Origin of the sequence: Micavibrio aeruginosavorus (assembly GCF_051245535.1) — a bacterium.
Taxonomy (GTDB): domain Bacteria; phylum Pseudomonadota; class Alphaproteobacteria; order Micavibrionales; family Micavibrionaceae; genus Micavibrio; species Micavibrio aeruginosavorus_D.
This window is the reverse complement of record NZ_CP195303.1, coordinates 1,553,256-1,576,053: the sequence shown is the minus strand read 5'-3', so window position 1 is coordinate 1,576,053 and position 22,798 is coordinate 1,553,256. Positions and strand designations below refer to the sequence as shown.

The following is a 22,798-nucleotide window of genomic DNA, read 5'->3' as shown; positions in this document are numbered from 1 at the left end:
TTCCTTCTGTTTTTAAACGATATTTCCTGATTCAGCCCACCATCCGGTGTGACGGGTTTTCAGGGTGGCGGCGGCTCTTTCCGCTGCGGATGTGGATGGGAACAGGCCAAAGCATGTGGCCCCGCTGCCCGACAGGCGGGCGAGGGCGCAGCCATCCGTTGCGCTCAACTGATCCAGAATGGTTTGAATGGCGGGCACGGTGGCGGTCGCGGCGGACGTCAGGTCATTGCGCGCGGCGCGTAAGGTCGCGATAAAATCATCGCTGTTTCCCCATTGCGGATCGCCGTGTGGTGCGGCGGTGAAGGGGGATTGATTGGTCGTATAGGTGCGGAACACGCTTGGTGTGGGACAGGCAACCAACGGGTTGACCAGCACGATACCCATACCTGACGGAATGGCGGGCGCGGGTGTGACCACATCACCAATGCCGCGCATAAAGGTCGCCGAGCCGCGCAGGCACACGGGAACATCCGCCCCCAGCGATAACGCCAACGGCGCGATAAAATCCGCATCCGGTGCAATGCCCCATAATTGGCACAGTCCACGGATGGTGGCCGCCGCATCGCTGGACGCGCCGCCAATGCCCGAGGCCAGCGGTAAATTCTTGCTCAGGTGAATGGATGCGCCGGGATTATCCCGTCTCGTCGCGCGCGCCAGGGCCCATGCCGCGCGTGCGATCAGGTTGCCGGATTGCGGGCTGGCATCCATGTCTGCAGTTGTGAAGGCGTCTGCAAACGGGCCGTCGATGGTCAATGAAAACTGATCGGACGGCGTGATGGTGATGGAATCGCCAATGTCTGCAAACCCCACCAGTGAATCGAGCAAATGATACCCGTCATCCCGGCGTCCGGTGATGTGCAGATACAAATTGATTTTAGCCGGTGCGAAAAATGACAAAGGGCCCATGTGGCTTTTTACCACAATGGGCCCTTCAATCAAATATCAGATCATTATTCCTGCGCTGTCTGGGCCGGATTGGTGCTGGCGGCTTTGATCGCCGGTTTGGTTTGGCTCGCCGGAGACAGGCCGTTTTGCAATTTATCGCCCAGCGTGATGATCAATTCCGCGTCCTCGGTCGTGTCGGCAAAATTGCGGGCGCGTTCCCATTGGAAACGGGCTTCGTTCTTGCGGCCCACCGCCCAATACGCATCACCCAGATGGTCGTTGATGGTCGGATCGTAGGGCAGCAATTCCACCGCCCGTTCCAGATTGGTCACGGCCTCCGGATATTGCCCGAATTTGTAATGCACCCACCCCAGTGAATCGGTGATGTATCCGTCATTGGGTTGTAATTCCAGCGCCCGCGCGATCAATTCCAATGATTGATCCAGATTTTCCCCCTGATCCGCCCAGCCATAGCCGAGATAGTTCAGCAGATAGGGCTGATCGGGACGGAATTTCAACGCGGCCAGCAGGTCTTTTTCCGCCGCGGGCCAATTGCCAACCTGTTCCAGGCACATGCCGCGGGCATAGAGCAGGTGCCAGTATGCATCCGGCACGTCACCGCCCAATGCATCAATGGCGGCATTATATTCGACCAAAGCCTTGTCATACATTTCATGGCCGCGATAAATGTCGCCAATGCGGGCCAGCGCATCAACATCGCGGTGAATATCGTACATGGTGCGTAACCGTTGCACCGCTTCATCCGTCTGGCCGGATTGGTCCAGCATATCGGCGGCGGCATATTGTGCTTCGGCCCAGGCCGGGTGTGTCTGCGGAATCTTGTCGAATTGCTTCAACGCATCCTGATATTGCTTGGACCGCGCACTGGATGTGGCCAAAATAATGCGGGCTTCGGCCAGATTGGGGTCCAACCCCAATGCCATGTTGGCAAACACGCGGGCGCTGGCGTCGCTGTTTTCCTGGAACAGAATGCGGGCCAGATCAAACACGGCTTGCGCCGCGCCTTGGGCCGGATTGGTAATACGGTGTGAGGCCAGCAGCGGGTCGATCGGCTTGTTGTCGTTCAAGGCCGAAATTTTTTCATGGACCAGCGCGGAGCCAATATCTTCATCGCGCAGCGCAGTGTAAATTTCCAGCGCTTCCTTTTTGTTACCGGCCAGCGCGAACAAATCGGCGGCGCGTTCATATTCCTCGGCGGTTAAGCCGCTGGGTTGAATAATGACGCGGGCGAACATTTCAATTTCGCTCTTCTCTTTTTTCAGATATTTGGCCATCAACCCGCCGTGATAGGCGTGAATGGTGGTGCTGGCCAGTTCGGCCTGATTATATGTACCATTCCCAACGCGGGCCCAGTTGGCCAGCAGCGGCACGACAAATTCAGACATGTCGCCCTTGGGCAAATGGTTCAACACCGCAATTGCCTCATCATACTGTCCATTCACAATCGCGTTGGACGACAGGATGAGGTAAGCAAGCGGGTCTTGTTCGCTGGATGTGGGATTTTGATCCTTCGTGATCATGGCGGCGCGTTCGGCGGCCAGTGTGAAATCACCCGAACCAAGCGCCAGAACCATGGCGCGGCGAACCAATTCAATGTTGTCTGGATCGCGTTTCAATACGCCGCTCAAATAATCGCTGGCGGTGCGCCAATCATTTTGCGATTGGGCAAAATGCGCGACCAGATAATCACCCGTGGCGTTTTTGGGAATATCGGGAATGAAGGTTGGAATAATCGCGGGCACCACATTCACCGGATTGCCGCTGGCGTTCAGTGTCGGGGCTAACTCTTCCAGAACATCATCCGCGCTGGCGGTGGTTTCCGTTGGGGGTGGTGTTGCGACCTTATCCCGATGGATATAATCCCACACCCCGCCAATTCCGGCGGCGGCCATGGTTCCGGTCAACAGCACGGCCAGAACCGCGCGGGGGGCTGATATCTTCATCATGGCCTTATTATAAGTCGCAAAGGTTAATGTTTTTCCGCACGATTTCGCGTGTATGTTTGTTTTAAATCAACACGTTACATGTTCGAATAGTTCGGCCCACCACCGCCTTGCGGTACTGTCCATTCGATATTCTGGGAGGGGTCCTTGATATCGCAGGTTTTGCAGTGAACGCAGTTCTGGGCGTTAATAACGAATTTAGGGCCGTTTGCGTCCTCGACAACCTCGTAAACGGCGGCCGGGCAATATCTTTGGGCCGGTTCGGCATAGCGGGGCAGGTTGACGGATACGGGAATGGACGGGTCTTTCAGCTTCAGGTGCGAGGGCTGGCCATCCTCATGCATCGTGTTGGACAGGCGCACGGATGTCAGGCGGTCAAAGGTCAGCACGTTATCCGGTTTCGGATAATCAATTTTCAAATCATCGCTCGCCAATTTCAAGGATGTATGGTCGGCATGGTTTTTCATGGTGTAGGGCAACAACCATCCGCCCACCGTCTGGAACGCGGCATGGATCATGCCGATCCACAAACCGAAATTGAATCCGGGGCGAATGTTGCGCACCTTCTTCAACTCCGGCCAGATCCAGCTGGCTTTGATCGCGTCGGTATAGGCCGTGCATTCCGCACTGGTGGCATCACCGGCGGTGAGCAGATCATACAACGATTCCGCCGCCACCATGCCGGATTTCATCGCGGTGTGGTTGCCCTTGATTTTCGGCACGTTCAGGAAGCCCGCCGTATCCCCAATCAAAATCCCGCCGGGGAAGGTGAGTTTCGGCAAAGACTGGAACCCGCCTTCAACCAAGGACCGCGCGCCATAGGCGATGCGACGCCCGCCTTCCAGATATTTGCGCACATCCGGGTGCGTTTTGAACCGTTGCATTTCGGCGAAGGGGGACAGATACGGGTTTTGGTAATCCAGGCCGATCACAAACCCAATCGACACCTGATTGTTATCCAGATGGTACATCCAAGACCCGCCATAGGTTTTGGAATCCATCGGCCAGCCGACGGTGTGAATAATCAAACCTTCGCTGTGCTTGTCGGCGGGAATTTCCCAAATTTCCTTGATGCCCAGACCATAGGTCTGCGGGTCGGAATTTTTGCGCAGGTCATAGTGCGCGATCAGCGTTTTGGTCAGCGACCCATGGCATCCTTCGGCGAATACGGTTTGCTTCGCATGCAATTCAACACCCGGTTCGAAATGATCGGTTTTGTTGCCGTCTTTATCCAATCCCATATCGCCGGTGGCCACGCCCATCACCGCGCCCGCATCGTTGTACAACACTTCGGCGGCGGCAAAGCCCGCGTAAATTTCAACGCCCAGCTCTTCAGCTTGTGTGGCCAGCCAGCGGCCCAGCATGGAGAGCGAGATGATGTAATTCCCGTGGTTATACATTTGCGGCGGGGTGGGCAGGCGGAAGGATTTGTTTTTCGTCAGGAACATAAAACGATCGGTCTTCGCCTGCACATGCAATGGCGCGCCCTTATCTTTCCAGTCCGGAATCAGTTCGTTCAGCGCGCGCGGTTCAAACACCGCGCCGGACATTAAATGCGCACCGACTTCGGACCCTTTTTCAATCACGCACACCGAAATATCCGTGCCACGTTCCGCCGCCAGTTGTTTCAACCGAATGGCACAGGACAGGCCCGATGGTCCGGCCCCGACGATGACAACGTCATATTCCATGGATTCGCGGTCTGTGCGCTGCGCGGTCATCTCAAAGGCTCCTGCTATTTTTTGATTTTACGTATTGCGTTCGGTGTTGTTTTTGCGGACGGGGTCCGGTAAGACTGGGGATGTTACCACATCTATAATGTTTTTAAGAGAGCGATGGCCGATCTGCAACGTCAGACATACAAAGCTGCCCTATCCTGGTATCTCGATGCCGGGGTGGATATCGCATTGGGTGATGACCCGGTCGATCGCACGGCCATGCCTGCGCTCCCGGTGGTGGAGGATGGGCCCGCGGCCCCGGTTGCGCATGCGACTGTGGCGGCCCCGGCCGCTGAATCCGCCTTTATCGGGGCCAGTGAGGCCCGGGCGGAATCCCTGAAGCTGGCGATGGCCGCGAACACGCTGGATGAATTGCGTGCGGCGATTGCCGCCTTTGATGGTCTGTCGTTGAAACGCACCGCGACCAATATGGTGTTCAGCGACGGCAACCCATCCGCGCCCATCATGGTGATCGGCGAAGCCCCCGGCGCGGACGAAGACCGCCAAGGCAAACCTTTCGTCGGTGTCAGCGGCCAATTGCTGGACCGGATGCTGGCCTCCGTCGGCCTGAACCGTGAGGCTGAGGATGTGGCCCACGCGGCCTATATCTCCAACATTCTAAACTGGCGTCCGCCGGGCAACCGCACCCCGTCCCCGGCGGAGATCGAGGTCAGCCTGCCGTTCATTGAGCGCCATATCGCGCTGGTCCGCCCGCGCCTGCTGGTTTTTGCGGGTGGGGTTTCGGCCAAATCCCTGCTGGGCAGTGGTGACACCATCTCGCGCCTGCGCGGGACGTGGCATGATTATGTGCCGCAAACGGCGGAAATGCGGGCCGGATTTACGCCGATCCCGGCCATTGCCACCTATCACCCGTCTTATCTGCTCCGCACCCCGGCGCATAAACGGGCGGCCTGGGCCGACCTGCTGATGCTGCAGGCCAAGGCCCGTTCTCTGGGTGTGTTCTAGGGTCATATTTGTGCAATAACAATGGGTTAGTGTTTTTATAACCCCGCTTTGGCTGGACATGAACCCCGCCAAAGGCTATCATAGACCCCATCATGAAATTGGACCGGAATTTGATTGTCACGCTGGGCGTGGGACTGTTGCTGGCGCATGCTGGCGCGTGCAGTCCTGCCCATGCCGATGATGACCGCATCGCCGGGTCCAAGGGGCGCACCTATAACCTGACACTGGGCACGATCTATGCGGGCGATGGCGATGCACAGGTGGCGCTGCCTGTTCCCATGATCGTCGATGAACCGGATATCGACCCGGCGGATGTGCAGGCTGTGGCCCCGGTGATGGAGGACGCTCCGGCGTCACAGAATGTCGTCCCGGCCTCCCTGCCACCCGCGCCACAGGTGAAGCCTTCGGCCCCGGAACCGAAAAAGACGGCGACCGTTCGCCCCGTTAAGAAGCCCGTCGCCCCGCCACACCCGGCCCGCAAGCCGGATCAGGCGCAATCTGTTGAAACGGCCCAATCCGCCCCTGAGGCGCCTCTGCCGGAAGAAAAGCCGGAACCGGTTGCCGCGATTGTGCCGAAGGTTCCCGAACCTGACCCCGTGCCCGTCATTGTTGAGGCCCCGGTGGTGCAAGAACCGCAAGTGGACGCGGTGCAGGAGGCGCAGGCCGAGCCGCCGTTGCCCGCCATTATGCCCATGGTTATTCCGCCGTCTGAACAATCACTGCACCCGTTGCGCGATGGCGATGTGGCGCTGTATCGCACCATCTTCCGCGCCCAAGGCGAAGGCGACTGGAAAGAAGCCGATGCCGCGCTGGGGCAGTTGAAGGATAAACGCCTGCTGGGTCATGTGCTGCATCAACGCTATGTGCATCCGTCCTATCGCACGCGGTACGAAGAATTGCGCGCGTGGCTGTCGGCCTATGGCGACCACCCCGGTGCGGACCGGATGTACAAGCTGGCCATCGCACGGCAGGGCAAGGGCGATCCCGCGCCGGACCGTCCGCTGGCGGTGTCGGGCTTGCCGTCGAATGTCATGCAAATTCTGTCGGGCCGTGGCGACACCTATGTCACGCCGCGCAAACGCAGCGCCGGACAGGATAAATTGATCCGCAGCCTGACCCGCATGATCGGGGCCGATTTGTCCGATGGTGCGCCGACGCGGGCCCTGAAAAAACTCAATACCGACAAGGTCGCAGAAAGCCTCGATTCCACGGAAAAAGATCAAATCCGCGCCCAGATCGCCATGGGCTATCTGGTGCTGGGTAAACCGGATGAGGCGTTGCAACTGGCCCGCGATGCGGCGTCACGCTCCGGCACGCGCGCGCCGATGGCCGGGTGGGTCGTGGGTCTGGCGGCATGGCAGAAAAAAGATTTCAATCTGGCGGCGCGCCATTTCGAATTGGCGGCAACATCGTCCTATGCCGATTCATGGATGCGCTCTGCCTCGGCCTATTGGGCATCGCGGGCGCATTTGCGCGCTGGGCGTCCGGGTGACATGACGCGCTGGCTTGAACTGGCGGCGCGGTATCCGCGCACGTTCTATGGCATCGTTGCCACGCGGGCGCTGGGCTGGGATTACGATTTCAACTGGTCTTCACCGGAATTTACCAAGGCGCATTTTGAAAAGCTGGTGGCCATTCCGGGTGCGTGGCGGGCCATGGCGCTGGTCGATGCGGGGCAGAACCATCTGGCGGAATCGGAACTGGTCCGGATCAAAACGGGGGATGATGAATTCCTGCGCCAGGCGTTGTTGGCCTATACGCTGCATGCGAAATTGCCGGGTCTGGCGATGCGTCTGGCGGCGTCCTTCCCCAATCCGGAGGGCGGGTTGTATGACGCCGCCCTCTATCCGCTGCTGCCGTGGCAACCGCGCGATGGGTACAGTGTCGATCGCGCCTTGATCCATGCCATCACGCGTCAGGAATCGCGGTTTGATGCCTTCGCGGTCAGCCCCAGCGGGGCCGTTGGCCTGATGCAATTGATGCCCAAAACCGCCAGCTTCATCACCGGCGCGGAAAGGTTCAAAAAGAAGGATGGGAAGTTCCAGTTGCGCGACCCCGAGGTCAATCTGCAGATCGGTCAGCGTTATGTGGACCATTTGCTGGGCTTGGGCCGGGTGAAGGGGGATCTGCTGCACATGGCCGTGGCGTATAATGCCGGGCCGGGCAATCTGGCCAAGTGGCAGGAGGGGCTCAGCGCGAATGTGAAGGACCCGCTGTTGTTCATTGAAACGATCCCGGCCCCGGAAACCCGCAACTATGTCGAACGGGTGCTGGCCAATTACTGGATCTACAGCCTGCGCATGGGCCAGCCGACCCCGTCGCTGGATGCCGTCACAGCGGGCCGCCCGGCGCGCTATCTGGCCATGGATACGGGCCATGAAGGGGACGCGGGCCGCCAATTGCGCCTGACCGCGGCCCGATAGGCGGAATCTCAGACTCTCGATATAGAAGACCCTCTCCCTAACCCTCTCCCAGAGGGAGAGGGAATTATTCTGCGTGGCTCCGCGCCAGCGCCCCCCTCTCCCTCTGGGAGAGGGGTTGGGGGAGAGGGTCTTCTGGGGAGGGAATTAGCCTTAACCTAGGGATTTCCCATGGATTTTTGGACCGCAACCGCCTAATATCGGCGATCCAATTGACCCTTTATGCATAAATGAGCTGGCTATGACCAAGACCGTTCAGGATATTCGTTCGACCTTCCTTGATTTCTTCGCGGACAAGGGGCACCAGGTGGTGCAATCTTCCTCGCTGGTGCCGGACAATGATCCGACGCTGATGTTCGCGAACTCGGGCATGGTCCAGTTCAAAAACGTCTTCACGGGTGTTGAAACCCGCCCGTACAGCCGCGCGACCACGGCGCAGAAATGCGTCCGCGCCGGGGGCAAGCACAACGATCTGGACAATGTCGGTTATACGGCCCGCCACCACACCTTCTTTGAAATGATGGGGAACTTCTCCTTCGGTGATTATTTCAAGGAAGATGCCATTGCCTTCGCATGGGAGGTTGTGACCAAACGTCTGGATATGCCGAAGGACAAGCTGCTGGTGACGGTTCACTCCAGCGACGAAGAAGCCGCCGCGATCTGGCGCAAGGTTGCCGGTTTTTCCGATTCCAAAATCCTGCGCATCAACACCAACGATAACTTCTGGATGATGGGTGATACGGGCCCGTGTGGTCCGTGTTCGGAAATCTTCTATGATCAGGGCGATACGATGGCTGGCGGTCCTCCGGGCTCCGCGGATCAGGATGGTGACCGTTTCCTTGAATTCTGGAACCTCGTGTTCATGCAGTATGAACAGGAGCCGGACGGCAATGGCGGCCATATCCGCAAACCGTTGCCAAAACCCTCCATTGATACGGGTATGGGGCTGGAACGCACGACCGCGCTGGTGCAGGGGAAATTCACCAACTACGACATCGACCTTCTGCGCGCGATCATCGAACACTCCGCCGACCTGACGGGCGTATCACCGGACGGCGCCATGGCCCCGTCCCACCGCGTCATCGCGGACCATTTGCGCGCGGCGTCGTTCCTGATTGCCGATGGCGTCATGCCGTCGAACGAAGGGCGCGGTTACGTCCTGCGCCGCATTATGCGCCGTGGTATGCGTCATGCCCATTTGCTGGGCGCGCGTGATCCGCTGATGTTCCGTTTGTTGCCGACATTGGTGGCGAAGATGGGCGAAGCCTATCCGGAATTGAAACGTGCGGAAGCGTTGATTTCTGAGACATTGAAACTGGAAGAAACCCGTTTCAAACGCACGCTGGATAACGGCCTGAAGCTGCTGGACGAAGAAACCGCCGATCTGCAAAGTGGGCAGGCGCTGGATGGCAATGTCGCGTTCAAGCTGTATGACACGTTCGGATTCCCGCTGGATTTGACACAGGATGCGCTGCGCGCCCGTGGCATTGATGTGGATTTGAATGGTTTCAACACCGCCATGGAAAAACAGCGCGCCCAGGCTCGCAAAAACTGGGCCGGGTCCGGTGATGCGAAAATGGATGCGGTGTGGTTCGACCTGCTGGACAAGGTCGGGCCGACGGAATTTTTGGGTTACGAAACCGAACATGCTGAAGCCCAAGTGCGCACCATTGTGAAAGATGGCGCGATTGTGGATGCCGCGAATGTCGGTGATACCGTCCACATTCTGGTGAACCAGACGCCGTTCTACGCCGAATCCGGTGGTCAGGTTGGCGATACCGGCGTAATCCGCACGGCGGGTGGCGCGGACATTACCGTGAACGACACGCGCAAGATGCTGGGCAAATTGTTCGTGCATATTGGTACGGTGAAGGCCGGGACGCTGAAAACCGATGATGCGGTTGAATTGGTCGTTGACCATGATCGCCGCAGCGCGATCCGCGCGAACCACTCCGCCACCCACCTGCTGCACGAGGCGCTGCGCCGCGTTCTGGGCACCCATGTGGCCCAGAAGGGTTCATTGCAAACGGCGGACCGCACCCGGTTTGACATTTCACACAACGCATCGATCACAGCCGAACAATTGGCCGAGGTTGAGCGCATGGTGAACGAAGAAATTCGTGCCAACACACCGGTCGTGACCCGCGTCATGCCGGTTGATGATGCGATGGAATCTGGGGCCATGGCGTTGTTCGGTGAAAAATACGATGACGAGGTGCGCGTCGTGTCCATGGGTACAGTCGCGGATGGGGCCAACAAATCCTATTCCGTTGAACTATGCGGTGGGACGCACGTGAAACGCACGGGCGATATCGGCCTGCTGAAAATCGTATCCGAATCCGCTGTGTCTGCTGGCGTGCGCCGGGTCGAGGCCGTGACGGGCGCGGGTGCGCTTTCGTACCTGAACAATCAGGAAAAAATGTTACAGGCCGTGGCCGATGTTTTGAAAGCTGGCCCGACGGATGTGTTTGAACGTGTTCGCACGTTGATGGACGACCGCCGTCGTCTGGAAAACGAAATGTCCAACCTGCGCCGTCAAATGGCCACGGGCGGTGGTGCGGGCGCATCGGCGGGGCCGGATGTGAAGGACATTGGCGGGGTGAAATTCACCTCCCGCGTTCTGGAAGGATTCCCGGCCAAGGATTTGAAGCCGATGGTCGATGATCTGAAAAAGAAAATCGGCTCCGGCGTGATTACGCTGATCGCCACGGATGATGGCAAGGCCTCCATCGTCGTCGGTGTGACCGATGATCTGACCGCACGGGTCAGCGCCGTTGATCTGGTGAAAACCGGGGTTGAGGTTCTGGGCGGCAAGGGCGGCGGTGGCCGTCCTGACATGGCGCAAGGCGGTGGCCCGAACGCCGATGCCGCGAATGATGCCGTGAGCGCGATTGAACAACAACTGGCATCGTAAGAGCAGATCACAATCAAAATAAAAAATCCCGCTTCGATGCGGGATTTTTTTATGGCCTGCGGATTGTCGTCAAAGTTTTAGAACGGTGACGGGCAATATGTGCGGGCGAACATGGCGGATGGTGTCGGGACGATATTGATCGTGGTTGTGGACGCGGAGGACAGGCGGAAGGACAGGGCAATGGAACGATCCGGAATGGACGAGTCGATTTTATGTTCCGTGCAAAACGCGTCAAACATATCCTGAGTCAGCGGCTCGCCATCGCCGTGTTGAATATCAATGATGCGGACGTCTTTGCGCATGAGTTTGTTTTGTTCGTCATCGGCGACCCAGGCTTGCAAGGCGCGGCGTTCCGGCGTCATCACCAGAATGATGTGCTCGGTGCCAATGCGGTAATATTCCTTGATATGCGGGGTCATCTGTATATGCCGTCTGCGTCATTAAAATGTACGCAGGTCATATACCCTTTACATGCTGCACTGCAAGCTTTTGGGCATGCGGGATTCGCATGGCTGGTATCCGCGAAGCGTATTCAAGCCCAGCTTTTCCGCGATTTCCGTGTTCAGGTCGCCGCGTTTTTGCATCAAGTCATTGTATTTCTTGTCTGATGCATGCCATTTTTTTTCCAGATTGCGAACCGTCTCCGGGCAACCGGCCATATCCATGGCGTTTTCGAAATACTGGCGACGGATCAACTCGGAACGAGCTTCCTCATAAACCTTGTGCGATTTCTCGTACACGGTCTTGGTGCCCTTGTGCAGGAACTGCACTTCGCAGATATGGTAGGATTCTTCGCCTGTATCCAGCGTGATCGGCAGTGCGATCTTCACATCCAGATTGCACAGGCCCGGTTTTTTCGCGCTCGGCTTGCTGAACGTATTGTCGACATCCAGAATGTTCAACGTCATGGCGTTCGCCCCCTTGCCCAGGGTGGCTTCGCCAGCGCGGCCGAAAATGTCGATCGCCTTTTTAATCTGGTTCAAATCTTTCAACAGGACGCGGGCGCGGCTGAAATCGCAATTCAGGGCCAGATCGCCTTTTTCCTTGGTTTTGGCCACGGCGCGGCCCAAATCCTTGGCCGGGCCGATTTCAAACTGGCCCTTCATTTCCGTGCGGAGCAATTTTCCGATTTTTTCCAATGATTCCTGAGCGATAAACGCTTCGGTAATCAGCAATTCGCCATTGGCGTGCGGCTGGCGCGGTGGGGCACCGGCGCCGGCGGCATTAAAAGCTTCGGTCAGGGAACGACGTTTGATCGCGGGCGCAGGGGCGGCCACAGTGGCGGAATCGGTCGAAAATGCAAGGCGAACAGAGCTACTCATCGTGGATCCCTATAAACTCCCTCAAAACCCGGTACTCTTTTTTCTTATTCTTGAGGCCATCCTAACAGGATATTTCTTAATTTTCCTCATTTTTATTGGAAATCAGCTCATTTTCTGTCCCGCACGCCGCGCAGGGCTGGTTTTGGGCCGATTTGAAACATTGCAATTCGCAGAAGGCCCCTCTATAACCATGTCCACTTTCCGGGGGAAACCCGCAAATTTATCAGAGTTTAGAAGAGGATAGCCAAATGGCGATTGAACGTACTTTCTCCATCCTGAAGCCGGATGCAACCCGTCGCAACCTGACCGGTGCCATTAACGAGCGTTTTGAAAAAGCGGGCCTGCGTATCGTGGCCCAGAAACGCATTCACATGACCGATGCTCAGGCTGGCAAATTCTATGAAGTTCACAAAGAGCGCCCGTTCTATGGCGAGCTGGTGAAATTCATGACCTCCGGCCCGGTTGTTGTTCAGGTTCTGGAAGGCGAAAACGCCGTTCTGAAAAACCGCGAAATCATGGGTGCCACCAACCCGGCGAACGCCGATGCCGGCACGATCCGCAAGGACTTCGCTGAAAGCATCGAAGCGAACTCGGTTCACGGTTCTGACTCGTTGGAAAACGCTGCGATCGAAATCGCGTATTTCTTCGCTGGTTGCGAAATCGTCGGCTAATCGCCCTTACGTATTGAAAACGCCAGTCGGGAAACCGGCTGGCGTTTTTTTAATTCTGTAACCATTCCCCAACCACCTTATGCGCGCGCATTCCGGCGGCGGGCAGGGTGCCCAGAACATCGGGCAGGGCGTCGATCTGCCCGTCTTTCACGGCCTTTTCCGCATGTTCGGCAATCAGGCTGAGTTCTTGCAGGCCGAAATTACCGCACATGCCTTTTAATTCATGCATGCGGGCGCGGATCGTATCCATATCCTGCGCGTTCATGGCGCCATGGGCGTGGGTGATGATTTCATCCACCTTGTCCATCAATCCGGTCATCATTTCACTCAGCGATGCTTGATCCATGCTGCCCTTTAATCCGTCGAGCAAGGTGGAATCAAAAACAATCGTGCCATCCATCGGCGGTGGCGGGGGCAATTCTTCCGTCCGGGCCATGATGTCATCGAAATCATCATCCAGGAAATCGTCATCCAGTTCCGTTACAGCCGTGGCATCCAGCGCCTTTACGAACGAATCTTCGTCCAGCTCATCTTCGCTGATGGTCAGATCCAGCATGCTGTCATCATCCTGTAATGCGGCCTGCATAATCGGGGCGCGGTCGGGCGTGATGGGGCTTTCCATCAGGTCATCAATCGGCTCATCCGGCATTTCGATGTCGTGGGGGGCGGGTTGTGCCATCTCCTGATCCATTTGGCCGGGCAGGATCGGTGTGTCGTCTTCAACCGCATCCTGCGGGACGTCGATGGATACGATGGTTTCATGCACGGGGGTGAATGTGTCGCCGCCGCTTCCATCGTCTTCGACAATGATGGGGTTGTCCAACTTGCCGCGGATTACTTTTTCAATTTGGGCCTTCATGTGGGCGGGGTCGATGGGTTTGGCCAAATGCCCGTTCATATTGGCGGCGTAACATTGGCGAATATCATCATCCCGCACATTCCCGGTCAGGGCGATGACAGGCAAATGCGATTTTTGCGGGGCGCGCATGGCCCGAATGGCGCGGGTGGCCCCCATGCCGGAAATACCCGGCAGTTCGATGTCCATGAACACCATATCGAAATCATTGTTCTCGATAATGCCCAATGCGTCTTCGCCGCTGCCACATGTCGTGGGGTGATGGCCCATGCGGGATACAAATTCCTGCAACAATTTCTGGTTAATCTCGTTATCATCCACGCACAGGATGCGCAGTGATTTTGTCGGGGTGCTGCCGGAATCGGACAGGGATTTGCTGCCCGATTCCTGAACATTGGCGGCGTGGCCGTGGTCCATGTTGATGGTGTAGAAGAACGTGGACCCTTGGCCCTCTTTTGAGCTGATGGCAATGGTGCCGCCCATGGCGGTGATCAGGCGTTGGCAAATGGCCAACCCCAAACCGGTGCCGCCGAATTTGCGGCTGATGCTGGAATCGGCCTGCGCGAACGGGTTGAACAGGTTTTTCTGCGCGTCTTCTGAAATTCCGGCCCCGGTATCGCGCACGGCGAAATGCAGGCGATGGTGGCTGGAATCGCCGCCTTCACGACGCACCACAATGGTTACGCCGCCTTCGGATGTGAATTTGATAGAGTTACCGACCAGATTCAGCAACACCTGACGCAGCCGCACCGGGTCGCCCTTGACGAAGCGGGGCACATCCGGCCCGATTTCGGTGGTCAGGCTGATGGATTTTTGTGTGGCGTGGCCGGACATCAATGTCACAACGCCGTTGAGCATGCGGTGCAGGTCGAAATCGACATTCTCCAGATCCATCTTGCCGCTTTCGATTTTTTCGAAATCCAGAATATCGTTCAGCAGGGCGATCATGGCATCGCCAGAATCCTGAATCGTGCGGGCGTAATCGACCTGATCGCGGGTCAAATGCGAATCCAGCAGCAACCGCACCATGCCCATGATGCCGGTCATCGGTGTGCGAATTTCGTGGCTGATCACGGCCAGGAAGGCGGATTTGGACCGGTTGGCGGCATCGGCGGTTTCCTTGGCGATGCGCATTTCTTCGGTTTGTTTCAATTCCCGTTCGCGTAATTCTTCCAATGTCTGGCGTTCATGCTCGATCACTTTCAGAAGGCGGGCATTTTCAACGGATTCTTTGGTTTGTTTCAAACGGCCCAGCGTGTCCAGATCATCTTCGGCCAAAGCTTCGTCACTGATATTTTCAGCATCCTGGGCCCAGCTACGAACGAAAACGCCGATGATAAAGACCGGGGCTTGAACAAACAGGGCCACCCAATACGCATTCACCATGATGGATGTCGGCGGCAGGATGCCCATAACGGCGAGGCCAGAGGTGATCGCCCCGGCAAACCCAATCAACCATCCCATGCCCATGATGTTGGCGGCGGGTGTTCCGGCATGGCCTTGCGCAAAGCAGAAGAGGGACAGGAAAGCCAGAACGGCCACCGGCACACCCGTGATCAGCAAGGGGCGCACAATGGATGAATCCGGAACGGCCATGATGCCGAGGGTGATAGAAAATCCGATCAGCAGGACGCATCCATACAGAATCAATTTTTCAACCGTCTGTCCCCGCGACAGGCTGAGGAAAAAGCGGCTGAGCAACAAACCAACCACAACGGTTCCGGCGAAGAGTAAGGGCGATGTTTCACTGGCCAGCGGCGCAGGATCATAGATCATGTCATTCTGGACCATATAGGCCGCCATATTCGCGGCGTAATACGCCATAAACCCGCCCGCAATGATCATGCGGCGGAAGATCATGGCCCCTGCAAACAGGCCCAGTAAAACAATCAATCCCGTGCGGATCATCACGCCGGGCCGCATAAGGTTGTTGTGGGATTCAAAGAAGGCGTGATCTGTTTTTAATGTGGGTGCCAATGTCACCGGGCCGCCGCCTTCGGGCACGATGTACAAAACCATCAAGGCTTGCCGCCCGACGGGCAGGTCGAATGAAATGGATGCGCCTTGTGTCGGGACATTGTCGGGAGATGGCGCGGCGGCGGTGGCGGTTTTAATCGCGGTCAGGATGCGGCGCTGGTTGAGGTGATCATACATATAGATTTGTTGCGCCACGCCATAGCGGCCATCACCGTGCCGTCCCAGTGACAGGGTCCAGTGCGATGTGTTGCTCTGGTTGTTCAAGGCAAAGACCATCCAGTGCGGCACCGGTTTTGTGCCCAGCGTGATAATGGATTGGCCGCGCAATTCACCGCGCATGCCTTTCATGTGACGATCAATCAAGTTGGCATAGCTCATCTGCCCGAGCGGATCGGGGGTGACGAACAAATTGTTGTTCAGGTCATAAGAATCCTGCCCATCGCGCAACGTAATGGGTGCGGGCAGGGCGGCCAGATTGCCCGCACTTTGGGCCAGAGCCGGAAAAGCCGGCAGGCCGATCAGCCAGAGCAGGGTCAAAATCCATAAACGCACCATCACCCGCATGGAAATGCGGGGGGGATAAGGACTCGAATGGATCTGTGTCTTGGTCATGACGGGCCCCGGATGTGCCCGGTGGACTGGGTCCGGGCTGGCATCCTCCCGTATCATGCGGGGAAAAAGTTACAGAAGAGTGAAGAGTTGTAAGGGCTTAGCCCGGAGGTGCATCCGACAGCAAAAATCCCCCGCTGCTGGCTGGCTGCGGGGGAAAGCGCGGAAATCCGCCAGAATTTTAAGGGGTTAGAGCAGGAACAGAGCCATCAGGGCCAGAATGACCACAACGGCGATAATTCCATATTTCGAATAATGGACAAAAGCGGCCCACAAATTCTGGGCATCGGCCAAAGCCGCCGGATCAACGTCAACGGCTGTGGCGGGGGCGTGGTGGTCGTTATGGTGGCTCATGATCGGCTCTTCTACATAAATAATGACTGTCCCCATCCATACCCTTAAATGCCCATCTTGATCAAGGGGGGGGGCTGGATCAAGATGGCTGGATCGAAACCCCCGGGAATGTCATAAAAGGGGGCCATATTCCGGGCCAAATCGCGTGGTACAGTCGATGCCTTGGGTATGATCCATTTAAAGGAACGTTGCGACCGCCATGAAGACCCTGTTGAAACATCGTCACATTGCTTTATCTCTGGCGCTCCTGTGCGGCATGCTTGCGGCTCCGGCCGTACAAGCGCAAGGCACGGACATTGTCGCGGAACCGGTCGCAGAGGCAGGCGCGGTCGAAATGGTGAGCGATCCGTTCACCGTGGCCGGGGTCGAAGTGGACGTGACCGCCAAGAACGCGGTTGAGGCGCGCGAGAAAGCCTTCGCCGAAGCACAGGCGAAAGCGTTCACGCAATTGGCTGAGCGCCTGATGCCGGAAGATCAACGCGCCGGGTTCACGGCCCCGGATGTTGCCACCATCTCCACCATGATCAATGATTTCGAAGTGACGCAGGAGCGCCTGTCCGCTGTGCGTTATGTTGGGACCTATACGTTCCGTTTCAATGCGGATTATGTGCGCCAATATCTGAATGTTCAGGGCGTCAGCTATACCGAAATTTCCAGCAAACCCGTTCTGGTCCTGCCCTTCTTCCAAGTGGGGGCCAGCCAGGTGCTGTGGCGTGATACAAACCCGTGGCTTCAGGCATGGAATCGTTTGGACCAAACCGGCGGGCTGGTTCCCGTGGCCGTGCCGCTGGGCGATGTGCGCGATGTCGCCAGCATCGGGGATAACGAAGCCCTGACCTATCAGCATGCGGGTCTGGCCGACATGCTGGATCGCTATGGCGCCAACGAAGCCGTGATTTTGATGGCCGCGCAAAGCGCGGGCGGACAGGGGCTGGACGTTTTGATCTACCGCACCGATCGGTCCCAGCCGGAATATGTGCAAACCGTGAATATCCCCGCCGCAGCCGATGGCAATGCGTTGTCCGATGCCGTGTTTGATCAAGCGGTACAGGCCGTGCGTCAGGCCCTGCAGAAAGAATGGAAGGCGCAAACGGCTGTGGCCGTCACCGCCGACCCGCAAAATGTGCTCTCCGCCCGCGTGCCGTTTACAACGATGCAGCAATGGGTGGAAACCCGCAACGCGTTGAAGCGGGTACAGGGCATTGCCGATATGCGCATCCTGTCCGTGACGCCGCGCGAAGCGCGTGTTGAATTTGTGTTTCAAGGGGACGAAGATCGTCTGCGTCTGGCCTTGTCCCAGGCGGATTTGATTTTGTCGCAGCCCTCGGTCGTCACGTACGATCCGGTCTATGGCGACGCCGCACCGCAAACCTATGATTTGATGCTGAAAAAATACGGGAGCCCATACCAATGACCCTTCGCGCACATATGATGTTCTGGGCCGCCATGGCGGTCCTCTTCCTTGGGTTCGTCTGGGCGCTGGGCGATATGCTGGTGCCGTTTGTGGTGGGCTTGGCGATTGCCTATCTGCTGGACCCGGTGATGCGGCGTTTGTCGCGCACGGGCATGCCCCGCGCGGCGGCGGCTCTGATTATTTTGCTGTCGTTCTTTGCTGTGGTCGTGACCGTTTTGGCCCTGATTATCCCCTTTGCCTACCGCGAAGCGGTGCAACTGGCGCAGGCCCTGCCGGGCTATGCGGAGCAGGCGCGGACCGCCTTGCAACCATATTTTGAAACGCTGCAGACGCGTTTTGGCGCGGGCGATATGTCGTCCTATCAAGATATGGTGCAAAAATGGCTGGGCCGCATGTTCAGTGTCAGCGGCAATCTGGTCGGTGGGATCATGAGCGGCGGGCAAGCGCTTGTCGGTGTTATCGCGCTGTGTGCGCTCACCCCGCTGGTCGCGTTCTTTATGATGGTGCAATGGGAACCAATTACACGCTGGATCGACGGCATGATCCCGCGCGGGAGTTATATTGTGATTAAAGATATGCTGCACGATATGAACACCAAACTGGGTGGGTTTATTCGCGGACAACTGACCGTGTCCTTTATCCTCGGTATGGTCTATGCGCTGGCGCTGACCATTGCGGGGTTGAATTACGGATTTTTGATTGGCGTGGTCACGGGCATTTTGTCGGTGATTCCCTATGTCGGGTCGACGTTCGGTCTGGTCGCCAGTTTGGGCATTGCTTGGTTCCAGACAGGGGGCGATTGGTCTTATATCGGCATCATCGCCGCGATCTTCCTGGTTGGGCAGTTTATCGAGGGTAATTTTATCACCCCGCGCATTATGGGACAGGCGGTTGGTCTGCACCCGCTGTGGATTTTGTTCGCCTTGCTGGCGGGTGGAACCTTGCTTGGGCTGGTGGGGATGTTGCTGGCCGTTCCGGTCGCGGTGATTATCAGCGTGCTGGTCCGCTTTGCCGTGCGCCAGTACAAGGCCAGCCTGTATTACACGGACGGCGAAACAGTACCGCCTCCGGTGACTGCAGAGCAGCCCGCGGAAGAACCTCAAGGGGATCAGCCGCAGTGAGTAACGCCAGCGTCCAACAACTCACCTTCGATCTGGGGCATCGCACGGCACAGGGGCGGGATGATTTCCTGATCGCGCCCAGCAATGCGGATGCCGTGGCGTGGATTGATCGCTGGCCCGACTGGTCCGCTCCGGCGCTGGTCCTGCACGGGCCTGCGGCGTGCGGAAAATCGCATCTGGCGGCAGTGTGGGCGGATCAAACCGATGCCGTATCCATTGCGCCGTCCGATTTGGCAAAAATTCCGGCGGATGAATTGTTTGCGCGCGGGACCCATCTGGTGATTGACGGCGTCGATCCGTGGATTGGTGACCGCGCCAGCGAAACGACATTGTTCCACCTTTACAACATGGCGCGGGAACAGGGGCATACGATGTTGCTCACCTTCCGCACGGCGCCGTCGCGGCTGGATTTCGTTGTGGCGGATCTGGCCTCGCGCCTGCGCGCGGCCCCGGCCGTGGCCATTCATGCGCCGGATGAAACATTGTTGGGCGCGGTGCTGGTAAAAATGTTTGCCGATCGTCAATTACAGGTGGGGCAGGATGTGATGACATACCTGTTGCCACGGATGGAACGCTCCTTCGCCGCGGCCCGCGATCTGGTTACGCGGACGGATACGCTGGCGCTGGCGCAAAAACGGGCGATTTCCGTGCCGCTGGTGCGTGATGTTCTGACGCAGATGCAAGACGAATCTTAATCAACAACGTCGCCGCGGAAATCTTTTCCGGGGATCAGCAAATTTTTCAAATCACATTGCGCGGGCAACAGGCTGGCCCATGAATCAATCGGGCAATCCAGCGCGGCCATTGTGCATTCCCGGTAATCCAGTTCCAACAACATCAATAAATCCGGCTGCCCCAACCCGGTCAGGAAGCGGGCCAGCCCATGAACCGATGGGTTGTGCGACACCAGCATGATATTGCGGTATTTTGAATCCACGCGCTTGATGTGGTCATACAATTGTCCGGTCGTGGCGAAATAGAGGCCGCTGGCATAACCGACGGGAATATCCTCCCCCAGCGTTTCCTGAATTTTGGCCAGCGTCTGGCGTGTGCGGCGCGCGGGGGAGCAGAGGATATAATCCGGTTTATACTCCATCCGGTCCATCAACAGGCCAAGCGCACGCGCATCGGCCAGCCCCTGACGGGTCAGGGGGCGATGCTTGTCGTCAACCCCTTGCGGGGATGCGGCCTGCGCATGACGGAGAATGTAAAGTTGACGCATTGATAAGATCCTTGCCTATAAGGATAAACCGATAAGGTTAAGGATCAAGTGCGTAAATTGCGGATTAAGCAGCCTCATTGCGGGGTTGAATTACGCGGCTTCGCCGCGGGCCCACAGCCATGCGGCACCGCGCACGCCTGATGAATCGCCGTGACGGGCCGGGGCGAGGGCTGTGTTGACGTGATCCGAGAAGATATAGCGGCCCCAGATTTTGGGCAAAAGATCGTACAACGCATCGACATTGCTCATCCCGCCACCCAGGACGACGATGTCGGGGTCGAGAATGTTGATCACCCCGGCCAATCCGCGCGCCACGCGGTCGGCATAACGGTGCAGGGCGGCCACGGCCTTGGCCTCACCCGCTTTCGATGCGGCGATGATGTCGTGGGTCGACATCGGGTCACCCGTAACGCGGTGGTAATCGTTTTTAAATCCCGTGCCGGAAATCCATGTTTCCAAACAACCGCGCCGCCCGCAATAACACAGCGGGCCCGGATATTCGGACAGTTTCACATCGTCGGTGAAATAGGTGTGCAACGTATCGGTCGCGCCCGGGGCGGCTTCGAATGCGTTGTATAATGATTTTGCATCGGGGTTATAGGCGGTTGGGTACGGCAGTGGGTTATGCCCCCACTCGCCACCAATCCCGTTAATTCCGGGCACGGCGCGCCCATCCACCGCAATGCCCGCCCCACATCCGGTGCCGATGATAACGGCGAAGACGACGGATTTTCCGGCCCCCGCGCCATCGGTGGCTTCGGATACGGCCAGACAATTGGCGTCGTTTTCGGTGCGGATCGGGCGGCCCAACGCGTCGGACAAATCCTTGTCCAGCGGTTTGCCGATCAACCACGTGCTGTTGGCGTTTTTGACCAGTCCGGTATCGCGTGACACGGTGCCGGGAATGCCCACACCCACGGTGCCGGTTTGGCCCAGCGTGGATTCCGCCTGTTCGACCAGACCGCGAATGGTGGTGATGGTGGATTCGTATGATCCCTTTTGCGTCGGTACGCGCTGGCGGTACAATTCCTTGCCGTTATTTTGATCCAGACAAATAATTTCCGTCTTGGTCCCGCCAAGGTCGATACCGATGCGCATGATGATGCCGTCCGTGTGTTTTAAGGAATCAGTTTTTTGCAGATCGCCCGCAATTGTTGCGCATTATAAGCGTGATAATGCGCATTCGGGGCGACAAACGCCGGGTCATCCACAATTTGAATGACGGTGCATCCGGCGGTGACCCCGGCGGTGACACCGGTTTTGCTGTCTTCAAAAACGATGCAGTCTTTGGCGTCAACGCCCAGACGTTCCGCACCCATCAGATACGGGTCCGGGGCCGGTTTAATCGGGCGGCCCGCGGCCTTCACGTCATCGGCGGTCAGAACGAACTGCATGTATGGCAGGCACCCGGTGGCGATGATGTTGGACATGGCGATGTCGGTCGGGGAATTGGTGACGGCCGCAATCGGCATTTTGTTGCGGATGATGTGATTGAAATTATCGACCATGCCATCCCGCGCCACGACTTCGAACGCCCGTTGCAGATAGCCCTTTTTGACTTCCATCACGAAATCATCGGCGGCGATGTTGAAGTGCTTAAATTGCTGGGCCAGCCAGCCATGAATAAAATGGTCGTTGGTCCCGGCGAGGATCAGCCAGTCTTGCGCTTCGATCTTTCCGCCATGCGCGGCGGCCACATCTTGCAACACACCGCGGTTGCGCTTTTCGCAATCGGCTGTGGTGCCATCAATATCAACCAAAACGGCTTGGAACTGTCCCATGCTTTTCACCCTGCATTCTTTTGTTTTTAGGATGCGGGACTGTACTCCAAACGGCGGGAGGCGGGCAAAATTATTGATTGTTGCGACGCAAAAATTGGCAGAAATCAGGGCGTTGGCGCCGGTGTTGGGTTGGGGGCCTTGGGTGTTTGTTCGGTCTGGATCAGGCTCCATTCATACCCGAACACATAGCGGGCGAGCGACGGGGCTTTCAACACACTGGCCAGATAGGCGCGGTCCCGCCGGTTCAGGGGCGTGCCGGATTGGGGGATGATGCAGAACGTATCCTCCACCTGATTTTTAAATCCGCCATCGCGCAGGAGTTTTTTCAATTTGATCGTGTTCGGGTGATCATCGCCCAAGGCCGCGCACAGGCCCATGACGCGATCGAGATAGTTTTCAAGGCGCAAATTATTTGCGTGCAGGACGCGGTAAAAGGGCCACAGGCTTTTCTCGCCCGTGCCACCACGCACGGCCGCGGCAAAAGCGGGCCGCAATGTGACGCGCAATTCATAACGATCGGTGCTGTCTTGTGTATCGTTCTGGCTCATGGTGGACAGATTACCCTTGGCGGGTCTGTTGTGGCCAGATGAATCGTTTTTGCAAC

18 protein-coding genes are annotated in these 22,798 nt (G+C 57.5%); 7 read left to right on the top strand and 11 right to left on the bottom strand.

The features are described from left to right. Window positions 1-12: 12 nt before the first annotated feature. The 3 genes from ACSC94_RS07610 to ACSC94_RS07600 form a co-directional block, all read right to left on the bottom strand. Complete coding sequence (locus tag ACSC94_RS07610; protein WP_435640246.1) at window positions 13-906, bottom strand: 4-(cytidine 5'-diphospho)-2-C-methyl-D-erythritol kinase; 894 nt, start codon at window positions 904-906, stop codon at window positions 13-15. Between the two features lie 44 nt (window positions 907-950). After that, entirely contained in the window at window positions 951-2,852 is a 1,902-nt protein-coding gene (locus tag ACSC94_RS07605) for a tetratricopeptide repeat protein (RefSeq protein ID WP_435640245.1), read from the bottom strand. Window positions 2,853-2,926: 74 nt separating this feature from the next. Next, the gene (locus ACSC94_RS07600) at window positions 2,927-4,570 is read right to left on the bottom strand and encodes an electron transfer flavoprotein-ubiquinone oxidoreductase (RefSeq protein WP_435640244.1); all 1,644 of its coding nucleotides are present in this window, start codon (window positions 4,568-4,570) and stop codon (window positions 2,927-2,929) included. Between the two features lie 114 nt (window positions 4,571-4,684). Here ACSC94_RS07600 and ACSC94_RS07595 point away from each other — a divergent pair, with 114 nt between their 5' ends. The 3 genes from ACSC94_RS07595 (at window position 4,685) to alaS (ending at window position 10,867) form a co-directional block, all read left to right on the top strand. Beyond that, complete coding sequence (locus ACSC94_RS07595; RefSeq protein WP_435640243.1) at window positions 4,685-5,533, top strand: uracil-DNA glycosylase; 849 nt, start codon at window positions 4,685-4,687, stop codon at window positions 5,531-5,533. Between the two features lie 92 nt (window positions 5,534-5,625). Further along, the gene (locus ACSC94_RS07590) at window positions 5,626-7,956 is read left to right on the top strand and encodes a transglycosylase SLT domain-containing protein (RefSeq protein ID WP_435640242.1); all 2,331 of its coding nucleotides are present in this window, start codon (window positions 5,626-5,628) and stop codon (window positions 7,954-7,956) included. 238 nt (window positions 7,957-8,194) lie between these two features. Further along, entirely contained in the window at window positions 8,195-10,867 is a 2,673-nt protein-coding gene (gene alaS, locus ACSC94_RS07585) for an alanine--tRNA ligase (protein ID WP_435640241.1), read from the top strand. A 77-nt stretch (window positions 10,868-10,944) separates the two neighbouring features. Here alaS and ACSC94_RS07580 read toward each other — a convergent pair whose 3' ends face one another. Further along, the gene (locus ACSC94_RS07580; RefSeq protein WP_435640240.1) at window positions 10,945-11,286 is read right to left on the bottom strand and encodes a hypothetical protein; all 342 of its coding nucleotides are present in this window, start codon (window positions 11,284-11,286) and stop codon (window positions 10,945-10,947) included. A 48-nt stretch (window positions 11,287-11,334) separates the two neighbouring features. After that, a complete protein-coding gene (locus ACSC94_RS07575; protein ID WP_435640239.1) occupies window positions 11,335-12,189 on the bottom strand; it encodes a hypothetical protein in 855 nt (284 codons plus the stop codon). A 248-nt stretch (window positions 12,190-12,437) separates the two neighbouring features. Here ACSC94_RS07575 and ndk point away from each other — a divergent pair, with 248 nt between their 5' ends. Beyond that, on the top strand, window positions 12,438-12,860 hold the full coding sequence (ndk, locus tag ACSC94_RS07570; protein WP_435640238.1) for a nucleoside-diphosphate kinase: 423 nt from the start codon (window positions 12,438-12,440) through the stop codon (window positions 12,858-12,860). 49 nt (window positions 12,861-12,909) lie between these two features. Here ndk and ACSC94_RS07565 read toward each other — a convergent pair whose 3' ends face one another. Both ACSC94_RS07565 and ACSC94_RS07560 read right to left on the bottom strand, forming a co-directional pair. After that, entirely contained in the window at window positions 12,910-16,305 is a 3,396-nt protein-coding gene (locus ACSC94_RS07565) for an ATP-binding protein (protein WP_435640237.1), read from the bottom strand. 186 nt (window positions 16,306-16,491) lie between these two features. Next, window positions 16,492-16,692, bottom strand: a complete 201-nt coding sequence (locus tag ACSC94_RS07560) for an aa3-type cytochrome c oxidase subunit IV (protein ID WP_435640236.1) — start codon at window positions 16,690-16,692, stop codon at window positions 16,492-16,494. Window positions 16,693-16,855: 163 nt separating this feature from the next. Between ACSC94_RS07560 and ACSC94_RS07555 the strand changes: the two genes are divergently transcribed. Genes ACSC94_RS07555 through ACSC94_RS07545 form a run of 3 tightly spaced genes read left to right on the top strand, consistent with a single transcriptional unit; the run spans window position 16,856 to window position 19,886 of the window. Further along, a complete protein-coding gene (locus tag ACSC94_RS07555) occupies window positions 16,856-18,070 on the top strand; it encodes a DUF2066 domain-containing protein (RefSeq protein ID WP_435640235.1) in 1,215 nt (404 codons plus the stop codon). Beyond that, window positions 18,067-19,191, top strand: coding sequence for an AI-2E family transporter (locus ACSC94_RS07550; protein WP_435640234.1), 1,125 nt, complete (start codon window positions 18,067-18,069; stop codon window positions 19,189-19,191). The genes ACSC94_RS07555 and ACSC94_RS07550 overlap by 4 nt, the downstream gene beginning before the upstream one ends. Continuing rightward, a complete protein-coding gene (locus ACSC94_RS07545; protein WP_435640233.1) occupies window positions 19,188-19,886 on the top strand; it encodes an HdaA/DnaA family protein in 699 nt (232 codons plus the stop codon). The genes ACSC94_RS07550 and ACSC94_RS07545 overlap by 4 nt, the downstream gene beginning before the upstream one ends. On the opposite strand, the gene ACSC94_RS07540 is transcribed toward ACSC94_RS07545, so the two are convergent. The 4 genes from ACSC94_RS07540 to ACSC94_RS07525 all read right to left on the bottom strand — a co-directional run bounded on the left by ACSC94_RS07540 (window position 19,883) and on the right by ACSC94_RS07525 (window position 22,742). Then, a complete protein-coding gene (locus tag ACSC94_RS07540; protein WP_435640232.1) occupies window positions 19,883-20,413 on the bottom strand; it encodes a SixA phosphatase family protein in 531 nt (176 codons plus the stop codon). The two genes, ACSC94_RS07545 and ACSC94_RS07540, sit on opposite strands and share 4 nt — an antisense overlap. A gap of 90 nt (window positions 20,414-20,503) precedes the next feature. After that, the gene (locus ACSC94_RS07535) at window positions 20,504-21,511 is read right to left on the bottom strand and encodes an ROK family protein (protein WP_435640231.1); all 1,008 of its coding nucleotides are present in this window, start codon (window positions 21,509-21,511) and stop codon (window positions 20,504-20,506) included. A gap of 20 nt (window positions 21,512-21,531) precedes the next feature. Continuing rightward, window positions 21,532-22,194: an HAD family hydrolase gene (locus ACSC94_RS07530; protein ID WP_435640230.1), complete on the bottom strand. Its 663-nt coding sequence runs from the start codon at window positions 22,192-22,194 to the stop codon at window positions 21,532-21,534. A gap of 104 nt (window positions 22,195-22,298) precedes the next feature. Further along, window positions 22,299-22,742: a hypothetical protein gene (locus tag ACSC94_RS07525; RefSeq protein WP_435640229.1), complete on the bottom strand. Its 444-nt coding sequence runs from the start codon at window positions 22,740-22,742 to the stop codon at window positions 22,299-22,301. Between the last annotated feature and the right edge of the window lie 56 nt (window positions 22,743-22,798).

What these genes read in the sequence shown, in the direction of transcription:
- ACSC94_RS07610 (WP_435640246.1), bottom strand. Translation starts at nt 906, where the DNA reads ATGGGCCCTTTGTCATTTTTCGCACCGGCTAAAATCAATTTGTATCTG.
- ACSC94_RS07605 (WP_435640245.1), bottom strand. Translation starts at nt 2,852, where the DNA reads ATGATGAAGATATCAGCCCCCCGCGCGGTTCTGGCCGTGCTGTTGACC.
- ACSC94_RS07600 (WP_435640244.1), bottom strand. Translation starts at nt 4,570, where the DNA reads ATGACCGCGCAGCGCACAGACCGCGAATCCATGGAATATGACGTTGTC.
- ACSC94_RS07595 (WP_435640243.1), top strand. Translation starts at nt 4,685, where the DNA reads ATGGCCGATCTGCAACGTCAGACATACAAAGCTGCCCTATCCTGGTAT.
- ACSC94_RS07590 (WP_435640242.1), top strand. Translation starts at nt 5,626, where the DNA reads ATGAAATTGGACCGGAATTTGATTGTCACGCTGGGCGTGGGACTGTTG.
- alaS (WP_435640241.1), top strand. Translation starts at nt 8,195, where the DNA reads ATGACCAAGACCGTTCAGGATATTCGTTCGACCTTCCTTGATTTCTTC.
- ACSC94_RS07580 (WP_435640240.1), bottom strand. Translation starts at nt 11,286, where the DNA reads ATGACCCCGCATATCAAGGAATATTACCGCATTGGCACCGAGCACATC.
- ACSC94_RS07575 (WP_435640239.1), bottom strand. Translation starts at nt 12,189, where the DNA reads ATGAGTAGCTCTGTTCGCCTTGCATTTTCGACCGATTCCGCCACTGTG.
- ndk (WP_435640238.1), top strand. Translation starts at nt 12,438, where the DNA reads ATGGCGATTGAACGTACTTTCTCCATCCTGAAGCCGGATGCAACCCGT.
- ACSC94_RS07565 (WP_435640237.1), bottom strand. Translation starts at nt 16,305, where the DNA reads ATGACCAAGACACAGATCCATTCGAGTCCTTATCCCCCCCGCATTTCC.
- ACSC94_RS07560 (WP_435640236.1), bottom strand. Translation starts at nt 16,692, where the DNA reads ATGGGGACAGTCATTATTTATGTAGAAGAGCCGATCATGAGCCACCAT.
- ACSC94_RS07555 (WP_435640235.1), top strand. Translation starts at nt 16,856, where the DNA reads ATGAAGACCCTGTTGAAACATCGTCACATTGCTTTATCTCTGGCGCTC.
- ACSC94_RS07550 (WP_435640234.1), top strand. Translation starts at nt 18,067, where the DNA reads ATGACCCTTCGCGCACATATGATGTTCTGGGCCGCCATGGCGGTCCTC.
- ACSC94_RS07540 (WP_435640232.1), bottom strand. Translation starts at nt 20,413, where the DNA reads ATGCGTCAACTTTACATTCTCCGTCATGCGCAGGCCGCATCCCCGCAA.
- ACSC94_RS07535 (WP_435640231.1), bottom strand. Translation starts at nt 21,511, where the DNA reads ATGCGCATCGGTATCGACCTTGGCGGGACCAAGACGGAAATTATTTGT.
- ACSC94_RS07530 (WP_435640230.1), bottom strand. Translation starts at nt 22,194, where the DNA reads ATGGGACAGTTCCAAGCCGTTTTGGTTGATATTGATGGCACCACAGCC.
- ACSC94_RS07525 (WP_435640229.1), bottom strand. Translation starts at nt 22,742, where the DNA reads ATGAGCCAGAACGATACACAAGACAGCACCGATCGTTATGAATTGCGC.